The sequence below is a fragment of the Natrinema salaciae genome, assembly GCF_900110865.1.
Lineage (GTDB): Archaea > Halobacteriota > Halobacteria > Halobacteriales > Natrialbaceae > Natrinema > Natrinema salaciae.
In genome coordinates this window covers 139,270-160,434 of sequence record NZ_FOFD01000001.1, presented here as the reverse complement: position 1 = coordinate 160,434, position 21,165 = coordinate 139,270, and the positions used below count along the sequence as shown (strand labels likewise).

Annotated in this window: 23 protein-coding genes and 2 pseudogenes; 9 read left to right on the top strand and 16 right to left on the bottom strand. The window is 65.3% G+C overall.

What is annotated here, in order from left to right:
* Positions 1 to 119: 119 nt before the first annotated feature.
* A complete protein-coding gene (locus BMX07_RS00845) occupies positions 120 to 2,555 on the bottom strand; it encodes an MFS transporter (RefSeq protein WP_090612020.1) in 2,436 nt (811 codons plus the stop codon).
* A gap of 546 nt (positions 2,556 to 3,101) precedes the next feature.
* Here BMX07_RS00845 and BMX07_RS00840 point away from each other — a divergent pair.
* Positions 3,102 to 3,536, top strand: a complete 435-nt coding sequence (locus BMX07_RS00840; protein ID WP_090612016.1) for a hypothetical protein — start codon at positions 3,102 to 3,104, stop codon at positions 3,534 to 3,536.
* A 10-nt stretch (positions 3,537 to 3,546) separates the two neighbouring features.
* On the opposite strand, the gene BMX07_RS00835 is transcribed toward BMX07_RS00840, so the two are convergent.
* The 3 genes from BMX07_RS00835 to BMX07_RS00825 all read right to left on the bottom strand — a co-directional run bounded on the left by BMX07_RS00835 (position 3,547) and on the right by BMX07_RS00825 (position 4,448).
* Positions 3,547 to 3,825: a hypothetical protein gene (locus BMX07_RS00835; protein WP_090612013.1), complete on the bottom strand. Its 279-nt coding sequence runs from the start codon at positions 3,823 to 3,825 to the stop codon at positions 3,547 to 3,549.
* A gap of 139 nt (positions 3,826 to 3,964) precedes the next feature.
* The gene (locus BMX07_RS00830; RefSeq protein ID WP_090612009.1) at positions 3,965 to 4,147 is read right to left on the bottom strand and encodes an HVO_0649 family zinc finger protein; all 183 of its coding nucleotides are present in this window, start codon (positions 4,145 to 4,147) and stop codon (positions 3,965 to 3,967) included.
* A 19-nt stretch (positions 4,148 to 4,166) separates the two neighbouring features.
* Complete coding sequence (locus BMX07_RS00825; protein WP_090612006.1) at positions 4,167 to 4,448, bottom strand: hypothetical protein; 282 nt, start codon at positions 4,446 to 4,448, stop codon at positions 4,167 to 4,169.
* Positions 4,449 to 5,064: 616 nt separating this feature from the next.
* On the opposite strand from BMX07_RS00825, the pseudogene BMX07_RS25740 reads away from it, so the two are divergent.
* Positions 5,065 to 5,292, top strand: a pseudogene (locus BMX07_RS25740) (HVO_A0114 family putative DNA-binding protein); the annotation flags it as partial.
* A 76-nt stretch (positions 5,293 to 5,368) separates the two neighbouring features.
* Here BMX07_RS25740 and BMX07_RS24095 read toward each other — a convergent pair.
* The 5 genes from BMX07_RS24095 to BMX07_RS00800 form a co-directional block, all read right to left on the bottom strand.
* The gene (locus BMX07_RS24095; protein ID WP_175479996.1) at positions 5,369 to 5,524 is read right to left on the bottom strand and encodes an HVO_A0556 family zinc finger protein; all 156 of its coding nucleotides are present in this window, start codon (positions 5,522 to 5,524) and stop codon (positions 5,369 to 5,371) included.
* A gap of 209 nt (positions 5,525 to 5,733) precedes the next feature.
* Positions 5,734 to 6,561, bottom strand: a complete 828-nt coding sequence (locus BMX07_RS00815; RefSeq protein ID WP_090612001.1) for an undecaprenyl-diphosphate phosphatase — start codon at positions 6,559 to 6,561, stop codon at positions 5,734 to 5,736.
* A gap of 106 nt (positions 6,562 to 6,667) precedes the next feature.
* Entirely contained in the window at positions 6,668 to 7,696 is a 1,029-nt protein-coding gene (locus BMX07_RS00810) for an NAD(P)H-dependent flavin oxidoreductase (protein ID WP_090611996.1), read from the bottom strand.
* Between the two features lie 10 nt (positions 7,697 to 7,706).
* Positions 7,707 to 8,222: a cyclic pyranopterin monophosphate synthase MoaC gene (gene moaC / locus BMX07_RS00805; RefSeq protein WP_175480009.1), complete on the bottom strand. Its 516-nt coding sequence runs from the start codon at positions 8,220 to 8,222 to the stop codon at positions 7,707 to 7,709.
* On the bottom strand, positions 8,215 to 9,642 hold the full coding sequence (locus BMX07_RS00800; RefSeq protein ID WP_090614730.1) for an NAD(P)H-hydrate dehydratase: 1,428 nt from the start codon (positions 9,640 to 9,642) through the stop codon (positions 8,215 to 8,217). Before BMX07_RS00800 ends, moaC begins: the two co-directional genes overlap by 8 nt.
* 75 nt (positions 9,643 to 9,717) lie before the next feature.
* On the opposite strand from BMX07_RS00800, the gene BMX07_RS00795 reads away from it, so the two are divergent.
* Positions 9,718 to 10,215 (top strand): hypothetical protein, encoded by a 498-nt coding sequence (locus BMX07_RS00795; RefSeq protein WP_090611993.1) that lies wholly within the window; start codon positions 9,718 to 9,720, stop codon positions 10,213 to 10,215.
* 166 nt (positions 10,216 to 10,381) lie between these two features.
* A complete protein-coding gene (locus BMX07_RS24090) occupies positions 10,382 to 10,519 on the top strand; it encodes a hypothetical protein (RefSeq protein ID WP_175480008.1) in 138 nt (45 codons plus the stop codon).
* Between the two features lie 78 nt (positions 10,520 to 10,597).
* Here the strand turns inward: BMX07_RS24090 and BMX07_RS00790 are convergent, their stop codons facing one another.
* Entirely contained in the window at positions 10,598 to 10,876 is a 279-nt protein-coding gene (locus BMX07_RS00790) for an acylphosphatase (RefSeq protein WP_090611987.1), read from the bottom strand.
* Between the two features lie 95 nt (positions 10,877 to 10,971).
* Between BMX07_RS00790 and BMX07_RS00785 the strand changes: the two genes are divergently transcribed.
* On the top strand, positions 10,972 to 12,015 hold the full coding sequence (locus tag BMX07_RS00785) for an MBL fold metallo-hydrolase (protein ID WP_090611983.1): 1,044 nt from the start codon (positions 10,972 to 10,974) through the stop codon (positions 12,013 to 12,015).
* On the top strand, positions 12,015 to 12,266 hold the full coding sequence (locus BMX07_RS00780; RefSeq protein WP_090611980.1) for a hypothetical protein: 252 nt from the start codon (positions 12,015 to 12,017) through the stop codon (positions 12,264 to 12,266). Before BMX07_RS00785 ends, BMX07_RS00780 begins: the two co-directional genes overlap by 1 nt.
* 177 nt (positions 12,267 to 12,443) lie before the next feature.
* Here the strand turns inward: BMX07_RS00780 and BMX07_RS00775 are convergent, their stop codons facing one another.
* Positions 12,444 to 13,490 carry a PAS domain-containing sensor histidine kinase gene (locus tag BMX07_RS00775; protein WP_090611975.1) on the bottom strand — a complete coding sequence of 349 codons (1,047 nt, stop codon included), beginning with the start codon at positions 13,488 to 13,490 and terminating at the stop codon, positions 12,444 to 12,446.
* 344 nt (positions 13,491 to 13,834) lie between these two features.
* Entirely contained in the window at positions 13,835 to 14,725 is an 891-nt protein-coding gene (locus BMX07_RS00770; RefSeq protein WP_090611972.1) for a DNA-3-methyladenine glycosylase family protein, read from the bottom strand.
* A 138-nt stretch (positions 14,726 to 14,863) separates the two neighbouring features.
* Here BMX07_RS00770 and BMX07_RS00765 point away from each other — a divergent pair, with 138 nt between their 5' ends.
* The gene (locus BMX07_RS00765; RefSeq protein ID WP_090611968.1) at positions 14,864 to 15,358 is read left to right on the top strand and encodes a DUF555 domain-containing protein; all 495 of its coding nucleotides are present in this window, start codon (positions 14,864 to 14,866) and stop codon (positions 15,356 to 15,358) included.
* Between the two features lie 201 nt (positions 15,359 to 15,559).
* On the opposite strand, the gene BMX07_RS00760 is transcribed toward BMX07_RS00765, so the two are convergent.
* From BMX07_RS00760 to BMX07_RS00745, 4 genes are all read right to left on the bottom strand, one after another.
* Positions 15,560 to 15,796, bottom strand: coding sequence for a UPF0058 family protein (locus BMX07_RS00760; RefSeq protein ID WP_090614727.1), 237 nt, complete (start codon positions 15,794 to 15,796; stop codon positions 15,560 to 15,562).
* A gap of 289 nt (positions 15,797 to 16,085) precedes the next feature.
* Positions 16,086 to 16,265, bottom strand: a complete 180-nt coding sequence (locus BMX07_RS24935) for a DUF7836 family putative zinc-binding protein (RefSeq protein ID WP_090611965.1) — start codon at positions 16,263 to 16,265, stop codon at positions 16,086 to 16,088.
* Positions 16,266 to 16,401: 136 nt separating this feature from the next.
* On the bottom strand, positions 16,402 to 17,382 hold the full coding sequence (locus BMX07_RS00750) for a transcription initiation factor IIB (protein ID WP_090611960.1): 981 nt from the start codon (positions 17,380 to 17,382) through the stop codon (positions 16,402 to 16,404).
* 210 nt (positions 17,383 to 17,592) lie between these two features.
* On the bottom strand, positions 17,593 to 17,880 hold the full coding sequence (locus BMX07_RS00745; RefSeq protein WP_090611957.1) for a DUF357 domain-containing protein: 288 nt from the start codon (positions 17,878 to 17,880) through the stop codon (positions 17,593 to 17,595).
* A gap of 180 nt (positions 17,881 to 18,060) precedes the next feature.
* On the opposite strand from BMX07_RS00745, the pseudogene BMX07_RS00740 reads away from it, so the two are divergent.
* A pseudogene (locus tag BMX07_RS00740) lies at positions 18,061 to 19,367 on the top strand (DUF389 domain-containing protein).
* Between the two features lie 57 nt (positions 19,368 to 19,424).
* The gene (gene grxC / locus BMX07_RS00735; RefSeq protein WP_090611953.1) at positions 19,425 to 20,750 is read left to right on the top strand and encodes a glutaredoxin 3; all 1,326 of its coding nucleotides are present in this window, start codon (positions 19,425 to 19,427) and stop codon (positions 20,748 to 20,750) included.
* Positions 20,751 to 21,165: the final 415 nt, after the last annotated feature.

Below are 21,165 nucleotides of genomic sequence, written 5' to 3'. Positions count from 1 at the left end.
CCCCTATTTGGGACAGACGATCGCTACTGGAACGGCGAGACCCTCCCCAAACGGTAGTCGGAGACGGGAGTGAGAGAGCGATTGCGCGCGAGAGCAGTGGTGACCGAACCAGACCGTAATCACGCCTCGAGCGCGACCGAACTCCCGTTCAGCACGTCGCCCTCCGTAACCCTCACCGTCCGGTCGCCAACCGCGTACTCGCCGGCGTAGGGGACCGTCACCGACGCCCGGCCGTCCCCATCGACGGCGGCCGATCGCTCGTAGGTGAACGACTCACCGGACACCGAGACGTCCGTCTCGGCGGTCACGTTCGCCCCCGGCTCACCGCTGACCTCGAGCGTCGCCCCGGGAACCACCGCGAACGCCGCCACGTCCTCGTCGACGGAGAGCGCCCGGTAGTGTGCGAGGCCATCGGTCCCGTTGCCGCCCGCGCCGTACGCCTCGAGCAGCTGGGCCTGCGCGCTCGTGGTCGGCACGTCGCCCGTGGCCTCGGTGACGACGACGTACCCGACGCGGCCGGCGAACTGGTCGTACCGGCCGTCGGGGTTCGAGTCGGAGACGAAGTCGGCGTAGTTGCGCTGTGCGTACCCGTAGCTCTGCGATTCGCCGCTCACGAAGTGGTTGTACATCCGGTTGTCGCCCCAGTCGCTCAGCACGTAGTTCGCGGGGTAGGTCCGGTTCGCCGCCTCCGCGTGGTCGTCGATCGCGCTCACCGCTTCGACCTGCGCTTCACTGTGGGTCACGTTCGCCGTCAGGCCGGGCACGTAGATCAGGCTCAGCCCGAACACGAGCAGGCCGACGCCGACCAGGTAGCCGAGCTTCCGGCCGTCGGGAACCGACACCGACGGCTCGGGCCGCCCGCCGTCGGCGGCGACCGACGCGCCGTCTCGAGGCGCACCGTCGGCTCCCAACTCGGAATCCCGGAACGGGACCGGCGGTCGCGCCAGTTCGATCACCGAGAGCAACTGCACGAAGCCGAGCCCGGTCAGCACGGCCAGCGGAATCGCGAGCTGGCCGGCGAAGCGGACCTGAATCCCCGCCAGCACGAGCAGATATCCCGCGTAGGTCCCGACGAGCAACCAGCCGGGCTCGTACCGGCGGGCGACGGTCCAGACGACCCAGGCCAGCACCGCGAGCGCGACGTAGAACCCCATCCCGAGCTGATACATCGGCCCGAAGATGACGGCGTACTCCGTCGCGAACAGCGAGGCAGTCTCGGTCGCGCCCTCGCGGAAGAAGAGATCGTCGACGCGGCTCATCGCGTCGGCCCACACCGCGGGCTGCAGCCGCCGAAACGCGACGAGGCCGCCGGCCGCCACGATCCCCTCGAGCGCGAGCAACCCGCCCAGGCGGACGTCCGTCCGCCGCCAGAGTTCGCCGAGCGCGGTCACGGCGATCGCACCGCCGAGCACCAGCGCCGGCGTGGTCGCGACGAACTCCGCGTGCCAGCCCCAGCGGTGGTGCAGGGCGAGCGAGAGTCCGCTCCCGACGACCAGCCCCGCGAGCAGCGGCAGGTTCGCTCGAGCCGGCGAGAGACCGGCTCGCGTATCCAGCGCGACTCGCAGCCCGACGTAGGCTGCGAGCGGGAGCAACAGCAGCGGCGAGCCGCCCCAGGCGTGGATACCGGCCGCGACCGAGAGGCCGAAGGCGAGCGCGACGAGCCACGTCGTCGGCCGTCGGAGGTGGTCCCGAACGATCGCGCGGCGACTCCCGCCGCGCTCGAGTCGGCGCTGGAGGTCGACGGCGAGCCACGTCAGCGACAGCAGCGTGATCCCGAGCCAGAAGTACTGGTGAAGCTGGTGATCGACGAAGCCGAGCCCCGTGTAGACCGCGTGGATCGGCGTCACGGCGAAGACGAGGACGGACGCGATCCCGACGCGAACGTCGCGCGTGAGCAGGAGAGTCAGCGTGTAAATCACGAGTCCGAGCGCGACGGACGCGATCACCGGGAGCCACGCCGCGACCGCGTCGGCGGCTCCCTGCCCGCCGCCGAGCAGTTCGGCGACGAACCAGTTCGTCGCGTGGGCGAGGGGGCGCGTCTGGAAGGAGCCGGCCGGCGGCTCCGCCAGCACGCCGTAGTCCAGGGGGCCGGACGATTCCTCGAGCAGTTCCGCCATCCGGTACCGGAAGTAGTAGGGATCGTTCCCCGGCGAGACGACGTAGCCCTCCTGGAACACCGATCGGTACGCCGTCATCCTGGCGATCGCGACGACCAGTAACGCACCGAGAAGCGCCGTCAGCGCCCGCGTATCGACGGCGTCTCGGAGCCTCTCGAGCGAGAGCTCGCGGTCGTCCGGCGACTCCTCGACCGCGAGTTCGTCGCCCGCCACCACCGCCTCGACGACCGCGGGGTCCGCGACTCGATACTCACCGTCGACCTTTTCGACGACACCGCTCGAGACGAGTTCGCCGAACGTTCCCGAGTCGAGGGCGACGTCGTCGAACGTCCACGTCTCGCCTTCCGCGTCGACCGCGAGGACGGCCTCGAGCGCGTGCTCGCCGTCGGGTCGGTCATCCAGGAACGTCCGTACCGTCTCGCGGGCGTCGGCCGTCATTCAACGAGAGTGTGACAGCAGTTGTACATGGACCTTTCGTTCGACAGACTCGAGCAGCAGAGGGAGAAGACGATGGCTGGGCGCGCTTGTCCCAGATCACCGGTAGTCACTCACGGTCTGTACAACAGAACGGTCTCGAGTACACCGAACGTCGGCTCGTCCGTCCCACCGATGCAGCCCGGGTGAGACCCCGGACTCGAGCAAACCAGAACGAAACCCGGAGACAGCTGGCGTCCACAGCGAACCGGAGACACCGGGTAGAACCCACCCTCGAGAGAGCGTAACTCTCTCGGAACACGACACCCACACATCACGTAGACGGTTTTTGGTAGGGCGAGTAGCTGTCGGTGGATTTCTCGAGCGGTCCTCGGTGGTCACTTCCGAATACAGTTTCGAGCAATCGTACCGGAGACGACAGCCGTCCACGGACTCCGTCGAAGACCGGACACCCTCAAGGCCACTCACCCCTGCCATTACAGGGCTCTTACTGAAGCCTGCGACTGTCGAACCGGTTCGTTCGACCGGCCTCACAACCGGTGCACACTGATGGCACCTGCAATCACCCACTATCTCGTCGGCGCATCGCTCTTGTTGTTGCTTGTAACACCCGTCGCGCTCCGATACCGATTGGCACCGTGGATACCGCTGTGGCTCGTCGTGCTCGGTGGAATCTGGGGACTGGGGCCCGATTTCCACCATATCACGCCCGTCTACGAGACCGAGTTGCGCGCGTTTCACGACTCTCCCTGGGTCGATCTCTTCGCCTTCCACTACACGCTCGATCGGCCAGCCGTCCGCGCACAATATACCGCGAGCGTCTTCGGATCGATCCTGAGCTTTCTCGGCGCCGTCACGACGTTCATAATCGCCACAGCGCTACGCACCCGAACAAACCTCACGGATACGGCCTCCCCACATCTCGTCGCACTGAGCGTAGCACTGCTCCTTCTCTCGTTGTTTGCCGCCGCTACGAATGGCTGATTCGGCTTCGCTACTCGTTCTGAAGCGAGTCCGCGATAGATTTGAGCTCGTTCTTGCGGAAGGGACTCTCTGTTTCGGTTGGGGTATCTTCTTCTAACACGCCTATCTTCCAGAGAATCCCCGCCCGCATCTGTGGCTTGGGAGGTAGACGGTTTGTATCGATCTCGTAGTCCACGGCGTCACAGATTGCAGCGAGAGCTTCTTTGGTGAAGGCAGTGGATTCCCGTCGTTCGTATCTCCCCACAGCCAGCCGGATCTCGTTCCGAAGGTCGTCCACAGTCTGTGACATACGGCCAACGAGGAGGGGACTCGCCCTGTATATTTCGGCGGTGCGTCGAGTTCCTCGCTACTGACCGCGACGGAAATGCTACTCGAGCAGACACACCGTCTGGGTACGTATGCGTCGGCTCTCGTCGTGAGCCCCCGCATCACTTCAGGTTGAACGTGTGCTCTCGAGTCGCGTCGCAGCTGGGACAGACGTGCCGATACACGAGTCGCCGGCCGTCCGTTCTGCTCTCCCAGTTGCCCTCCTCGTCCACGTACCCACAGTCTGGACACTTCTTGTCCGTGGTTTCGTAGCGCCGTCGAATGCGCTCGAGTACTGTTGTCATATGACATACTACCACGGGTTCAGATAAAAATGAGGTGGTCACTCACGACCCCACCTTCTCCGCTATCGTCTACGAATTCCCCGTAACCGCCGAACGAGGACTCACAACGCGATACGCACATCGACGTCCTCGACGATGCCGCGCGAGACGGGCTCACCGAACGTTCCCGAGTCAATGCGACATCGTCGAGCGTCCACGTCTCGTGTTCCGCGTCGACCGCGAGGGCGGCCTCGAGCGCGCGCTCGCCGTCGGGTCGGTCATCCAAGAACGTCCGTACCGTCTCGCGGGCGTCGGCCGTCATTCAACGGGAGTGTGACAGTAGTCGCACGTGAGCCGTTCAATGCTCTCAAACGTTATTTCGAAATTTATTTGCACCCCAGTCTTAAGTTTGTGTATATATTATTACGTATATGAGCAGAAGAGCTGAAAAGGTTCGTTCTCGCTGTAGTTTTTCGTGGTCAGAGTGGAATCACCCGTTACGAGCGCAGATAGCGGCAGCAATTCTGCTCATTGTCGGTACTGGAGTAAGTATCTCTCTTCAGAACGAACTAGCACATCAAGGAGTCACGTTTTTCCAGCAGCATCAATTCTATGGCACCATCGCGTCTTTCGTGCTTATGCTAATCGTATGCACTGGTGGACTGGCCACGCTCGCACTCGTCGATTAACGAGAGCGCTTTTCGGAAGCAGATCGTCGGTCGGGTAGAACTGTCGCTGGTAAAGCGTCGGTCTGTACATCCGTCTCGACCGCTGAAGTCAGGCATGTCAAGAATATTCGCTTGAATGTTCCTCGCGGAGGTCGAAAACGAACCATGACAGAGAGCACGCAAAAAATCACGTTCGGACGGCGCGATGAACACGGCGACGCCGCTCGAGACTGACTCGAAAAAGCGGAAGCAGGAGAGAGTAGTGATGCGATCGGGCAGGACGTTCGGCGCGTTCTCACTTTCGAGGAGTACGAGGATATCAAACGCCTCACGCGGATGTCGAACCTCGAGTTACTCGAGGCGGTCGCGACGAACCATCCCGAGAGTATTCGGCGAGCGGGCGACATCGTCGATCGCGATTACCGCGAAGTGCACCGTACTCTGCAAGAACTCGAGTCACTGGGCGTCGTCGAGTTCGAGGAGTCGGGTCTGTCCGAACCACCGATACTCCGGGGCGGTGTCGAGAACATCGATTTCTCGATCCGATTTCCATTCGACGACGACCCTGCGAACCTTACCACAGCTGTGCGCCCGGCGTGTGACAGTCGTCACAGATCACCGCCGCGTTTCCGTGGTACGTGCCCCGGACGAGTGTCCCCCCGTCACAGAACGCACAGCTGGTCCCCTCGAGCAGATCGAGTACGGGATTCTCGGCGGCAGGGTCGTCCATCGATTGCATCCTACTGGCTGCAAGCCATGAGAGGTCCATAAGTCCTTTTGCCGAAAAATATCCTCGCTCCCGCACGGGCCGTCGTGAGCGGACGCGACGGGCACTGGTATCTCGAGGTCGGGGCACTGGTATCTCGAGGTCGAGGCACTGGTATCTCGAGGTCGAGGTCGAGGGCGTGACGGGACCGAGAGCACTCGTCCGCGACGGCATCAGACGACGACGGAGACGACGCCGCCGCCGACGATGGCGAGTCCGCCGAGTCCGAAGCAGACGACCCAGAACGGGACGCGATCGACCACCCGCATGAGGGCGTCGATCGTGACGTAGCCGACGACGGCGCTGATCCCGAGCGCGGCCGCCGCGGGACCCGGTTCGATGCCGGGGAGGCCGCCGGCACCGGCGACGGTGAGCGCGGCGGCACCGAGGCTCGCGGGGATCGACAGCAGAAACGAGAGCCGGAACGCCGCCGGCGGGTCGTAGCTGCGAAACAGCAGCGCGCTGGTCGTGACGCCGGACCGGGAGATTCCCGGCAGGATCGCGACGCCCTGCACGGCCCCGACCAGGACGGAGTCCAGCAGCGTCGGCTCCTCGCGGATCCCCATCGAGACCGACTCGGAGACGAGCTGGAGGGCACCGGTGAGAACCAGCAGGACGCCGATGACCGCGATGAAGACGCCGCCGGCGAGCCGGCCGGCGAGATCGACCGCGTACACGTACAGCGGGATTCCGACGAGCCCGGTCGCGAGCGACGCGACGACGACGTACGACGGGATGGCGTTCGCGCCGGCGTACGCACGGTCCGGTCGCCAGCCGGGGACTGCGCGAACGGCCGTCGCGATGTCGTCGCGATAGTAGGTCGCCGCCGAGAGCGTCGTTCCGACCTGCAAGAAGAGCGCCAGCTGGAGCGCCGCGTCGGGTTCGGTCCCCGCGAACGTCAGGAACAGCGCCAGGTTCCCCTGGCTCGAGACGGGAAGCCATTCGACGATCCCCTGGACGATCCCGGCGAGGATCGCGACGACGAGGTCCGCGTATCTCACTGGTGCTACTGGGACAGCGGTGCTACTTAAACGGAACCGATTCGAGTCGGCCGGCGCGACTCGCGTCGACGCACCGGCACGAACGGCGCGACCCGATCGCAGCCGGTCACCCGTCGTCGGCCGACCGACCCGGTACCGCTGCGATCGCCGCCCGCGTTTCCGAGACGAGCGTCTCGAGGACCGTGCCCGCGGGCCGAACGTCGTCGGTCAATCCGACGCTCTGTCCGGCGAACAGCGCCATGGCCTCGATATCGCCGTCGACGGCCGGCGTCGCGAGCGCTTCGTCGTAGCGTTCGATCTTTTCGCCCGTCTCCGTCGTCGCGACGACGTCGTTCTCGCCCGGCCGCGCTCCGGACGGCGGACGGCCCGCGCGTTCCCACCGCTCGAGCGTCTCGTTTCGCAGGACGCGGTGTGGCGTGCCGGGCCAGCCCTTGTCGAAGAGGGTCGTGTACGCGGTGTCGGTCTCGTCGCTCTCGCGGAGCCGGGTCCGGTACGCCTCGTGGACGGCCGCTTCGTCCGTCGCGAGAAACCGCGTGCCGAGCCACGCGCCGTCGGCCCCCAGCGCGAGCGCCGCCGCGATGCCGCGCCCGTCGGCGATCCCGCCGGCCGCGACGATCGGCACCGCGTCACCCACGGCGTCCGCGACCCGCGGGACGAGCGTCGTCGTCGCGACCTCGCTCTGGACGTGGCCGCCGGCCTCGAGGCCCTGCGTGACGACCGCGTCGACCCCGGCGTCGACGGCGTCGCGGGCCGCCTCGGCGCTGCCGACCGTCTGGGTCACGACCCCGCCCGCGTCGTGAATTCGGTCGACGTAGGGGGCAGCATCGCCGAACGAGAGCGTGACGATCCGGGCCCCGGCGTCGAGCACGGCCTCGAGGTGGGCGTCGGTCGCGGCGATCGTCGTCGCGTCGTCGAGCGCGAGGTTGACCGCGAACGGCCGATCGGTTCGCTCGCGGGTCTCGCGAACGACCCGGCGCGTTTCCTCGAGATCGCGCCACGTGACCGCGAGCTGTCCGAGTCCGCCGGCGTTCGAGACGGCCGCGGCGAGTCTCGGCGTCGTGGCGCTCCCGATCGGTGCCTGGACGATCGGGTACTCGATCTCGAGCAGCTCGCAGAGTGGCGTTCGGAGTGTCATCCCGCTCGCCTCACGATCGGTGCTTCTCCTTCGCGAGCACCCGCACGTTCTCGATCCCGGTGGCGGGATACTGTCCGTCGTCGTCCTTCTCGATCGCCTTGACCATGTCCCAGACGACGTTCAGCCCGGTCGTCACGCCCTCGAGGGCCTCCATCTCGCACCCCGTCTTGCCGGTGGTTCCGACGGCGACCGCGAGTTCGACCCGGTCCTCGCCCAGCGAGAAGTCGGTGTCGACGTTCGTGATCGGGATCTGGTGACACATCGGGATCGTCTCCCAGGTGTGCTTGACGGCCTGGATCGCGCCGACGCGGGCGGTCGCGAGCACGTCGCCCTTGCCCACCTCGTCTGCGCGAATCGCCTCGACCGTGGCGGGCTGGAGGCGGATCTCCCCCGCCGCGACCGCCCGCCGGTCGCTGTCGGGTTTGTCGCCGATATCGACCATCTGGACCTCGCCCTGGTCGGTGGTGTGGGTGAGGTCGTCGGCGTCGGCGTCGCTCGAGTCGGCGTCTCGAGAGTCCTCACTCATCGTCACCACCCCACAGTGCCGCTGGCAGTTCCGCGAGCATATCCGACGCGAGGAAGCCGTGTTCGTCAGCCGCGGCGAGTCGCTCGCCGGCGAGCCCGTTGACGTGAGCGCCCGCCGCCGCGGCGTCGAGCGGGTCCGCGTGCTCGAGCAGTGCCGCGACGATCCCCGCGAGCGTGTCGCCGGTGCCACCGACCGTCATGCCCACCGTTCCGGAGCGGCTGATCCGCGTGCGCTCGCCGTCGGATATCACGTCGTTCGCCCCCTTCGCGAGGACGATATGGCCGATTTCGGCCGCGAACGCTTCGATCTCGTCGGCCGCCGCGGCCAGGTCGTCCGCCTCCGGGCCGCCCATCCGCGCGAGTTCGCGCCGGTTGGGCGTACAGACCAGCGTCGCGTCCGTCTCGAGGTCCGAGACGACCTCGAGCGCGTCCGCGTCGACGACCGCCCGCCCGGTGTAGGACGCGAGAAACTGCCGGGCGGCCTCGAGGGTCTCGTCGGCGGTACCGAGTCCGGGACCGATGACGACGACGTCGTCGTATCGCTCGGCCGTCTCGAGCAGGTCGTCGGCTACCGCGGGCGTGAGAACGTCGCTGTCGTAGGGCTGGACGATGAGGTCCTCGCTGTACCCCTGGATTTCGCCGGCGATGGAGTCGGGGGCGGCGACGAATGAGAGCTCCGCGCCGGCCCGTAGCGCGGCCTGAGCAGCCAGCGCCGGCGCACCGGTGTAGGGGCCGCCGCCGATTACGTACGGCCGTCCGTCGCGGCCGTCGGGGCGGGCGAGGCGGACGTCGCCGGGGCCGACGAACCGCTCCGCGGCGACCGGAATGCCGATATCCGCGACGGTCACTGCGGCGTCGAGCGCCGCGAGACCCGGTTTCGCGTCGTGGAACGTGACGACCCGGTCGGCCTCGACGCCGTTATCCGCGTGGTCGCCCGCGTCGGCGTCGAAGCCGGACGGCACGTCGACCGCGACGACGGTGGCGTCGGCCTCGGTTATCGCCGCGGCCGCGGTCGCCGCGGGCTCCCGGAGGTCGCCGCTGATCCCCGTCCCCAGCATCGCGTCGACCACGACGTCCGCGTCGGGGAGGGCGACCCCGCTCGAGTCGGTCACCTCCCGCGTGTCGTAGTCGGCACGCTCGAGGGCGTCCCAGTTCTCGCGTGCGATGTCGGTCCCGATCTGGGCCGCGCGGCCGAGCAGTAGCGTCGTCACCTCGTAGTCGTCGAGGAACCGGGCGGCGACGAACGCGTCACCGCCGTTGTTCCCGCGGCCGGCGACGACGACGACTCGATCGCCCGGGTCGGCGACCGCTCGAACCTCGCGGGCGACCGCGTGCCCGCTCGACTCCATCAACTGCTTTCGCGACACGCCAAGCGCCGCGGCGTTCTCGTCGACGGCGGCCATTCGCTCGCCTGTAATCATGGACGAGCGTTCGACCGGCCGACCGTTGAAGATTGCGGACGACACGCTGAAGCCGTCGCGGTTCCGAGCCTCGTCGTGAACGTCTTCTGGCTCGACGCGGACCCGCGGCTCGCCGCGCGCTATCACTGCGACCAGCACGTCAACAAGCTGTTGCTCGAGGCCGCGCAGGTGCTGTGTACCGCGGCCCGCGAGAACGGCTTCGACGCGGAGTTCCTCTACGCGTCGACCCACGCCGGCCACCCCGTGACGGCGTGGGCGACGGAGTCGCGCGCCAACTGGCTCCGACTGCGCGAGCACGCCGCGGCGCTCAACGCCGAGTTCGTCGAGCGGTACGACAAGGACCGCGATCACGCGAGCTGGTCGGTGATCGAGCGCATCGATCCCGACGAGATCGCGTTCCCGTCGGACGAACCGACGCCGCGTCCGCAGGCGATGCCCGACGAGTACGCGGTGCCGGGCGATCCGGTCGCGGCCTACCGGGCCTACTACGCCGGCGAGAAAGCCGACTGGGCGGAGTGGAAGTATACGGACCGGCCCCCGTGGCTCGAGGACCGATCGGACGAACGCGACTGAGAGCGGCCGGTCCGAACCCGCCCGCCCACGTTGCCGGGACGGGTCGGCTCGACCGATCCCTGCGAGTTCGTATCCCCGTGCTATTCTTCATCAATAACGATCGTTGCTTTTCAATTCCAAAATTATACTTGGCAATGTATAAACCACGCCGGTCCCAAGAGGGGACATGCAACGAACCGAACGCGGCGAGTTCTCCGAACGAGATCCGATCAGACAGCCCGAGTTCCCGGTGTACATGCCCGCAACCCCGACCAGTTCGTTCCTCGAGTACGTCGAACTGGCCGTCGACGCGGTGATCCGGTAAGCGACAGCACACGCCGAACTGCCCCGCTATCGCTGCCTCGATCCGGCGTCCCGTCGCCACCTCTGGCGACCGACCGACTCAGTACCGAATGTCGAACCCGTCCTCGCCCTCCGGGTCCGCGTACTCGACGTCGACGCCCTCGACGTCGGCCGCGGGGCTCCCCGTGTGACACCACTCGATCATCGACTCCACGGCGTCCTCGGGCCCCTCGAAGACCGCCTCGACGCGACCGTCCTCGAGATTCCTCACCCAGCCGTCGACGCCCGCCTCGCGGGCCGCGTCGCGAGTGTTCGCGCGGTAGTAGACGCCCTGTACCGTCCCCGAGACGAAGACGTGTGCGCGGGTTCGACCTGCCATGTGCGAGCCATCGACCGCGACCGTCAAAAATCCGTAGCCGCTCGTCCCGATGCGGAAGCGACAACGGGAGGTGCCTCGAGCCCCTAGCTTGTCCAGTGACCGTTCGGCATCGAGACGGCATTCACTTCGGACGCGAGGGCGAGGAGCCGCGCGTCGTCGCCGACGCCCGGAGCGCCGTCGGCGCGGTCAACGTGGTGAGCCACGCCCACGCGGACCACACGTTTCGATCGACGCCGGAAACGGTCGTCTGTTCGGCCGAAACGGCGGCGATCGTCGAGGCCCGAACCGGCACCGGCTTCGAGTTCATCGACGGGAGTCCCGGAATCGAACTCGTCCCGGCCGGCCACGTCGTCGGCTCCCGGGCGGCCATCATCGACCTCGAGACCGACGCGATCGGGACGGACGGGACCGCGGGCGAGGGGAGCGGCGCGCGCCGATACTGCTACACCGGCGACTTCTCCACTCGGGATCGGTGCTACCTCGAGGGGTTCGACCCCCACGCCGTCGACGCGGACGCGCTCGTTATGGAGACCACCTACGGCCATCCCGAGTACCGGTTCTCGCCGCAGGACGAGCTCGAGGCCGCGATCGGGGACTGGCTCCGCGACAACGACGACCGCCCGCTCTTTCTGTTCGGCTACTCGCTCGGGCGCGCACAGAAACTCCAGTGGCTCGCCCGGGAGGCGACCGGCGGCGACCGCGAGATCCGCGTCTCCGAGTCGATTCGCGACGTGAACCGGGCCATCGAGACCGCGACCGCGGGCGATCTCTCGTTCCCCGGCGAGCGCGCCGGCTCGCTTCGCGGGCTGACCGACGAGATCGTGGTCCTCCCGTCGAATCGATCTCGAGCCGACCGGGTCGAGACCGCCGTCGACCGCGAGGGCGGGCTGAAGGCGGGATTCTCCGGCTGGGCCGTCGACGACTCCTTCCGGTATCGGGGGAACTACGACGTCACCTTTCCGCTGACTGACCACTGCGACTTCGACGAACTCGTTGCGACGGTCCGCGCGATCGATCCCGACGTCGTCTACACCCACCACGGCTTCGACGAGGCGTTCGCCGACATCCTCGCGACCGAGTACGGCTACCGCGCGCGACCGCTGAAGCGAAACCAGACCGCGCTCGAGGAATTCCGCTGATGGGACTCATCGACCGTTTCGAGGAGGCGTATCTGGACGTCTCGACCAGCCGCGCGACGGTCCGGGAGCTCCTCGAGCTGGTCGTCGGTGCGGTGCTGTTCGTCGTCGGTGCGAGTGCGCTGACGTCCCATCTGCTCGGCTGGCGGATCGCACGCTGGGTCGCGGTGGCGCTGGTCGCCGTGTTCGCCATCATGCTCGTCTCGCAGGCGTACTGGGCCGTCACGGGACGGGAGGACTACGACGAGAGGTAACCGGGAATCGACACCCGGCGTTCAATCGGTCGTTTCGTGCCGCCGAGCGCCGCGGCGACGAGCATCGCCGTTCGCTCGAGGGCCATGCTCGAGAGTCGACAACGGAATTACAATGGTTTCCGTAATGGATCCGGGACCGGAGCCGCTTTCCACGGTTCGCAGGTGAGAGAAGGGCTCTTACGAGCCGTCGGAACGGAGGCGAGGGAGCAAAAACCGAACGACGTTTCCGCGAGGGGTGTTTTCGTCGAAAACCAGTTCACCGCCGTGAGAGTCGACGCACCACTGCATCACCCAGAGGCCGAGACCGGATCCGTGATACGTGCTGCTCGCCTCGACGTCGTCGTTGAGAACGTTGATTTCGACGGCCGGGATCGCTGGACCGGTATCGATAACCCGTATTTCTGCCTGCCCGGTACTTGAGTTTGTCGTGACTACTACCTCGACGGCCGCAGTTTGGTTGTCGTTGTGAACGATCGCATTGTCCAACGCGTGTTTGATCGCGTGGAAGAGCCCTCGATCGGCGTTTACGGTGACTTCAGTCCGTACGTCGAGGGTCAGTTCAGCCGCGGGGTATTCCGCCTGGATCTCCGCAGCGACCTCCTGCACCAGCTCTCCGGTCTTCGTCGGCGTTCGTTCCGTCGCATTCGGTTTTGCGATCTCCTCGATCTGTTGAATCGAGTCACTCAGCGTCCCGATCTCCGTGGCGATGTCTAATATCGTTTCGATCTCCGCTTGGAGCGTCTTCTCCTCGACGGCACTCTTGAGGCGATCTGCATATCCCACGAGGACGTTCGTCTCGTTTCGGAGATTGTGTCGGACGACTCGGTTGAGAAGACGCAACCGGCGTTCCCGTGCCTTGTACTCGGTGATATCTCGAATTTCGGCGATAACGAACGTTCGGCCCTCGATCGTCGTCGCGTTGAGGCGGACGCGAATCCAGATCAGTTCTCCGCTCGCTCGTTCGACCCGCCACTCGAAAACCTGCGGATCGCCGGCGGCGGCCGCCCGAATCCGCTGGATCGCCTCGTTCTGTGAGAATTTCGTCGATGGCGGAGTGTACCTCTCGATATCCATCTCGAGCAGCGTCTCTCGAGAGTAACCGTACAACCGCTCGACTTGGTCGTTCGCGTCGAGAAGCACCCCAGTCTCGGGATCGCGTAGGGTGATACCGATATCTAAATCGTCGAACGTCTCCGGTAACGCTACGTCCGAATCCTTTCCCATGAGGCTGGTCAGCAACAATAGCTATAAAAATATATTATCTGCGGTAATAGTTGCCCATTCGTGGTATTAGGTTCGGAAAATTGCTACTTTAGCTGATGGATTTTGGATTATTGCTAGTCATATTTAACGAACACCGGGCCACAATTATCAGTCGGATCGCCGATGAATGCGGCCTCGCCGTTTCACTCTCCGAGAGCCGCGAAGGCGGCGCACGATTCGAGTTCCAGCAGAATTCGGAAGAGGCGACCTGCTAATCCCCGTTTCGTTCGAGCGACCACTTCGAGCACGTCGGACCGGTATGTGGTGTGGAAGATTCACGGGCGTATCCGCCGTTTTCCGGCCTCCTACGGAACTTCTCCTCCCGTTCTGAGGAAGTGGAAGACGTACGTCTGCGCGTAGCCCGCGTACTCGCCCCCCAGCCGTTCGCGGAGCGCTCGAGAGGTCGCGGCGTACGACCCGCGATCGCAGTCGGGGTAGTACTCCTCGATCGCCGACTTGATCCAGGTGTCGAGCGGGACCGCCTCGTCGAAACCGAGCGAGAAGAGGAGCACGCAGTCAGCCACCTTGTCGCCGACGCCGACGAACCGCGTCAGGTACTCCCTGGCCCGTTCGTACTCGAGTTCCCGCGCGTCGGCCGGGTGCGCCTCGCCGTCGGCGACCATCTCGCCGGTCCGGACGACGTAGGGCGCGCGGTAGCCGAGTCCGAGATCGCGGAGTTCGGCCTCGGTCGCCGTCGCGAGTTGCGCCGGCGTCGGAAACGCGTGATAGGTCTCGCCGTCGAACGCGATCTCGTCGCCGTACTCCCGGGCAAGCGTCGAGACCATCGTGTGGATGCGACCGACTCGCATCTGCGCCGAACAGATAAACGAGATCAGCGTCCCGAACGGTGGATCGCGAACGAGTCGCATCCCGCGATGGGCCTCGTAGGCCTCGTGCAGCAGCGGGTCGTCCGGGCTGGCCGCGACGATCGACTCGAGGTCGTCGTCGAGGCGCAACAGGCGACGGACGAGCGGATCGGCGTCGGTCGTCGATTCCCACTCGAGCACGCCGTCGCGGCTCCGGACGCGGAGCACGTCCCCCTCGACGACCGTCGAATACCAGGCGTCCGGGGCCGGCGTATCGGTGTACATCTCGCCGTCGGCGCGCCGCCAGAGGTAGCTCTGGCCGCTCTCGAGCGTTCGGTACAGGTCGAGTCCGCCGGCGAGTTCGTCGAGTCGGATCGTCCCCGTCTCCATTCGTTCGAGCGTTCGGGGGCGCAAGCTTTTGCCTTTCGAACCCGATCGGATGGCGAGTCGTATCGGTTCTCGACGGCGATAACGGCGAATCGGCGGGTGGGGCGAACCTTCTTACTGCAGGCGATACAATGTCTCGGTATGAATTGCAGGGTTGTCGTCGAAGCTGCCGTGCCGGTATTCGACGTTGAGACGGAGGACGAGGCGATCCGTATCGCCATCTCGAAGACGGGCGAGATGTTGAACCCTGACCTCAATTACGTCGAGATCAACATGGGCGAGCGCACCTCCCCATCGGGGGAGGAGCTCCCGCCTGCGTTCATCGCGGCCGACGAAGCGCTCGTCGCGCTCGAACTGGAGATGACCGTCTTCAACGTCGAGCGCGAGGAACACGCCTCGCGTATCGCACGCAAAGAGATCGGCCAGCGCCTCGAGAACATCCCGCTCGAGGTCGAACGCATCGACGTCCTCGAAGACGAAGACGAAGACGAAGACGAGGAAGTGGAGACGACCGACGACGCGTCGGACGGCGACGAGCAGTCCACCGCGGAGAACGATTCCGCGGGCGGCGGCGATACCGAGACCGACGACGACGACGAGGAGATCCTGCCCGAGTTCGAGGATCTCGTCGAATAATCGAGTCTCGCCGGATTCGGCCCACTGTCGTCGAATTCGGTCCGGCGCGTCGACGCGACCGACGGTGGCATTCCTGCGTCTCCGATGAAAGACAGCGACGTGTACCGAGAGACGAGTGACGGGTGTCGCGACCGCGGCGACGAACAGCGATCGATGTATCTAGTTCGAGAGAGGTAAGTATCGGAGGATACGACGAGAATCTTAGTCTGCAGTTGCAGCGACTGCTTCCTGCTCGTTTTCACGCATGTTCTTCGTGATTCCCCCAGCGAGGGCAAAAACGGCAGCTTTGTGATCGGTTTTCGATTTGTGAATCGATGTCGGCCGAATGCCTTTCGCTTCGTACTCCTCGAGGTCGATCTGGCAATTCTCCCACTCTGCACACTGGTTCGATACCTCCGCGAGAAGTCCGTGAAGGTGAATGAGCTCCTGCTTCTTCATAACCATGCAGTCCTACCCACTGCAGGGTTATATTATTATCTTGAGTCGCGTTAACACGCAACTTTTATCGGTTGATCGGTGTATCATCGTTCGGACTGGTTCGAATGCCCATCCTACCGGAAGAAGACCGCAGGACGGAACGGCCGTTATGATAGTATTTATCGACGTAATAGCGATTTTTATCCCAGCTTCCGATACGCTATCGTCGGACAGGTAAACCGTGACTACCGCTGAAATGACTGCTTAAAAGTGTAGTTCGAAGGGTGTGAAATCGAACTACCGCCGCCTTCTACCCGAGCTGTTTCAGCGTTTGTAGATCGCGATCCGTCCGCATGAACTCGGCTGTCCGACGAGAGGCGTGGCAGTTCGGACAATGGAACATCTCGGCGGGCGCGGGGAGTTCGTCCGGGGAAACCTGCCAATCTTTCGTACATTCCGGACACAACAGTTGGACGGTCGTTCTATCCATGCCACACTCTTTCACATGAGTGCTGAAAAACGTTGCCGCAATTCCACTCGACCGAAAACCACCTGCGTCGAAACCACCCGCGTCGGTACCAGCCGACGGATGACAGCCGTCGAACGCCGACTCGCCGACGCCGCGTTTACGCGGGGGCGGCCGTGTCCGAGGCCTCGAGCAGCTCCTTGTATCGGTTTCGGATGGTCACTTCGGAGATGCTGGCGACTTCGCTGACCTCGTTCTGGGTGACCTTCTCGTTGGTCAGGAGCGCGGCGGCGTAGACCGCGGCGGCCGCGAGGCCGACCGGCGACTTGCCGCTGTGGACGCCCTCCTGACGGGCCGACTCGAGCAGTTCGCGGGCCATCCGCTCGGTCTCGTCCGAGAGGTCGAGGTCGCTGACGAATCGCGGGACGTAGTGTTCGGGGTCGGCCGGCTTGACCTCGAGACCGAGCTCCCGAATGATGTAGCGGTACGTGCGGGTCAGTTCCATCTTCTCGACGCGGGAGACGGCCGAGATTTCGTCGAGGCTACGGGGAGTCCCGGCCTGACGGGCGGCGGCGTACAGCGAGGCTGTCGCGACGCCCTCGATCGAGCGGCCCGGGAGGAGATCCTCCTCGAGCGCGCGGCGATAGATGACGCTGGCGGTCTCGCGGACGTTCTCGGGGAGTCCCAGTGCGGAGGCCATCCGGTCGATCTCGCCCAGCGCCTGCTTCAGGTTGCGCTCCTTGGAGTCGCGGGTGCGGAACCGCTCGTTCCAGGTGCGCAGGCGCTGCATCTTCTGGCGCTGGCGGCTCGAGAGCGAGCGCCCGTAGGCGTCCTTGTCCTGCCAGCCGATGTTCGTCGAGAGCCCCTGGTCGTGCATCATGTTGGTCGTCGGTGCACCGACGCGGGACTTCTCGTCTTTCTCGGCGGCGTCGAACGCGCGCCACTCGGGGCCGCGATCGATTTCGTCTTCCTCGACGACGAGCCCGCAGTCCGTACAGACCGTCTCCGCGTGTTCGTCGTCGGAGACCAGCCGTCCGCCACACTCCGGACAGTGCTCCTGCTCGTCGGATACCGCCGCGGTTTCCTCCTCGGTCTCGGTCTCTCGCTCGTTCGTATAGGTTCGGATGCTCGTATCTGTCATGGTGTATCGGGTGGGTTACTCGGGGCTCCCGGGTGGGGTAACCAGAAGAAACCCGGTCGCCTCAGCTAACATAGGGTAAGGGCGTAAGCCATATAAACGTTTCGCCTACTTTATAAACTAATCGGGATAGTTGTTATATATGTTCCGGTTACATAGTGATTAATCGTTTGAGATTGCCGGGTCCGGGTTCATGTCGTCGACCCCCGACCGCTACTCGACGGTGAAGAGGTGCCCCTCCCTCGGGACGTCGAACAGTCCGACGCGAGCACCGGCGTCGAGCCACGCGTGCCCGTAAGAAAACGAGGCCAGCGCGTTGACGAGATCGTCCCGTTCTCGAAAGTGGTTCCCGTCTTCCAGATAGGACGCCGCCATCTCGTAGCAGTCGGCGGCCGCCTCGGCCATCGGCGTCCCCTCGGGCGGCGCGATCGTGGCCGCTTCGAGCGCCGCCGCGAGCAACTCGCCGTACCGGTTCGTCTTCTCCTCGAGCTCGGCTGCCATGGTCGATGCTCGTCGCTCGAGTCCGTAAGTGCGTCGCCTCCGCCGACGAGCGTCGGTGGGGTCGGCTACTGTCACGTATGGAAGCATGACCGCAACTCGATCGCCGCTGTCCGGATCGGCTCCAGTTGCAGCCCGGTAACGACCGCATAGGTATGAGCCAATACGTCGTTTGGTCCGGGAGTGCGACTACTGCAGGTGTTCGTGCCGGACGACACGCGGGACGAGGCGCTCGGGGTACTCGAAGACGAGGGACTCGACTACGTGCTGACCGCCGAAAACAGTGATCGGACCGACGGCGATCTGGTCACGTTCCCGGTGCCGACGCAGGCGGTCGACAGCGTGTTGACGTCGCTGCGCGAGGTCGGCATCGAAGACGACTTCATCGTCGTCTCCTCGATCGAGACGGCACGGACGCCGCGGATCGAGGACCTGGAGGAGCGGTACGTCAACGGCGAAGAGGAAGACGATAGCATCGCCCGCGAGGAGATACGCACGCGGGCGTTGAACAGTGACTCCCGGTCGCGTGACGTACTACGCGATGACCGTCCTGAGTGCGCTGGTCGCGACCGCGGGGCTGTTGCTCGACTCGCCGGCCGTCGTCGTCGGCTCGATGGTGATCGCGCCACAGATCAGCGCCGCGCTCACGGGCACCGTCGGACTGGTTCTCGACGATCGCGACATGATCCGTGACGGACTGTCGTCGCTGGCGATCGGCCTCGTAGTCGCCATTGCCGCAGCGTTCGCGTTCGCCTGGGCGGTTCGATTCAGCGGTGCCGTTCCCTCGACGATCGACGTTACGGCGATCACGCAGGTCCAGAACCGAATCTCACCCGGCCTGCTCGCGCTCGTCGTCGGCGTCTGTGCCGGGGCGGCGGGCGCGTTCGGCCTCGCGACCGCGATTCCCGTCTCGCTGGTCGGCGTGATGATCGCCGTCGCCCTGATCCCCGCCGCGGTCGGTATCGGACTGGCCTGGAGCCACGGGTCCGTCGCCCTCGGCGCGTTCGTCCTGGTCGCGGTCACCGCCGCATCGATCCTGCTGGCGGGACTCGCCGTCTTCTGGTACCTCGGCTACCGCCCCGACGGGTGGTCCCGGGGGCGACTCCTACCGAACCTCTCTCGAAATCGGGTCGGGACGCTCGTCGTCGTTCTCGCGCTCGGGACCGTCGCGGTCGCCGGTGCCGGCATCGTGCTCGGCCAGCACGTCGGCTTCGAGAACGACGTCCACGACGAGGTCAGAACGGTTCTCGACGACGACGAGTACGCGAGGCTCGAACTGGTCCCAAACCGAGTTCAACGATGGCAGCGCCGTGAGCGACGAAACGGGGGTAACCGTCGTCGTCCGGCGGCCCGCGGACCAGCCGTACCCGACGCTCGTCGACTCGCTCGAGACGGTGCTCGAGGAGCGAACCGACCGCGAGATAGCGGTCACCGTCGAATTCGTCGACGGTGCTACGACGGCGGACGACGCCGACGGGCCGTCACAGTAAGCGGGAGCCATTGCTGAGAACGCAAGCTGTTTAGGCGCTCTGTCCATACCCTGATACATGACTGATCAGCCGCGCGTCGAGATTTATACCAAGACGGACTGTCCCTATTGCGAGAAGGCGAAGGACCTCTTCGACAGCAAGGGCGTCGAGTACGAGACGTACAACGTCACCGGCGACGACGACCTGTTCGAGGAGATGGTCGAACGCGCGGACGGTCGTCAGACCGCACCCGAAATCTTCATCGACGACGAACTGATCGGCGGCTGGGACGACACCAGCGCGCTCGACGGGACCGGCGAACTCGACGAGATGCTCGGTATCGCCACCGAAACCGACGACGAGATCGTCGAGCACCGAAAACTGATCATCGCCGGCACCGGCATCGCCGGGCTGACCGCCGCCATCTACGCCGGCCGCTCGAACAACGAGCCGCTGGTCATCGAGGGCGACGAACCCGGCGGCCAGCTCACGCTGACCACCGACGTCGCCAACTACCCCGGCTTCCCCGAGGGGATCAGCGGCCCGGAGCTGGTCAACAACATGAAAGCGCAGGCCACGCAGTTCGGTGCCGACCTGAAAAACGGCATCATCGAGTCCGTCGACGACTCGAGTCGGCCGTTCCGCGTCGAGCTCACGAACGGCGACGTCTACACCGCCGACGCCGTCATCGCCGCTTCGGGTGCCAGCGCGCGCACGCTCGGTATCCCGGGCGAGGACGAACTCATGGGGTACGGCCTCTCGACGTGTGCGACCTGTGACGGCGCGTTCTTCCGCGGCGAGGACATGCTCGTCGTCGGCGGCGGCGACGCCGCCATGGAGGAAGCCACCTTCCTCACCAAGTTCGCCGACACCGTCTACATCGCCCACCGCCGCGAGGAGTTCCGCGCGGAGGATTACTGGGTCGACCGCGTCCAAGAGAAGGTCGACGAGGGCGAGATCGAGATCATGAAAAACACCGAACTGATCGAGATCCACGGCTCGCAGGAGGAGGGCGTCGATCACGTCACCCTCGTCGAAAACGACAAGGGCCACCCCACCGACCGCCTCGACGACCCCGAGACCGAGGAGTTCGACTTCGACGTCGGGGCCGTCTTCTTCGCCATCGGCCACACACCGAACACGGACTATCTCACGGACACCGGCGTCGAGACGGACGTCGACGGCTACCTGAAAACGACGGGCGGCGACGGCGGCGGTCAGACCGAAACCGACGTCCCCGGCATCTTCGGCGCCGGCGACGTCGTCGACTACCACTACCAGCAGGCCGTCACCGCCGCCGGAATGGGTTCGAAGGCGGCGCTCGACGCCGACGAGTACCTCGAGGACCTCGAGCGCGCCGACTCGAGCGCCGAGGAGGCCGAGCCGGCCGCGGCGGACGACTGATCACGCGGTAACCGTTCGCGGGCTGGGCCGAACGGACGGGCGCTATCTCAGGGAACAGCTCTTTTGCTCGACAGTGCAGTGCGAGAACCGCGACGCGAGGACGCGACTGTGGCGTCCGCACCAGTCCACGAATGTCGACCGTGGCGTCACACCGGACGCGAGTGCGTGGCAACTCGAGGGCGGCCACAGCCGCTGAGAGACCACGGAGTACGATCATCCAGTCGGTACTCGTGAGCAAGCCAAATCACCCAATCGGGACGTCACTGACCCGCGTTCAAAGACGGTACTCGACTGTAACCGGTGACAGCGGTCGGTTTCCTGCTCGGCTTCGACGCCAGTCCCGTGTCGTCCCAGCGGACGAGTCGGGAACGCGATTCGTCGACTGTCTCGTCGCCGTTCGGAGCCTCGAGTGCGT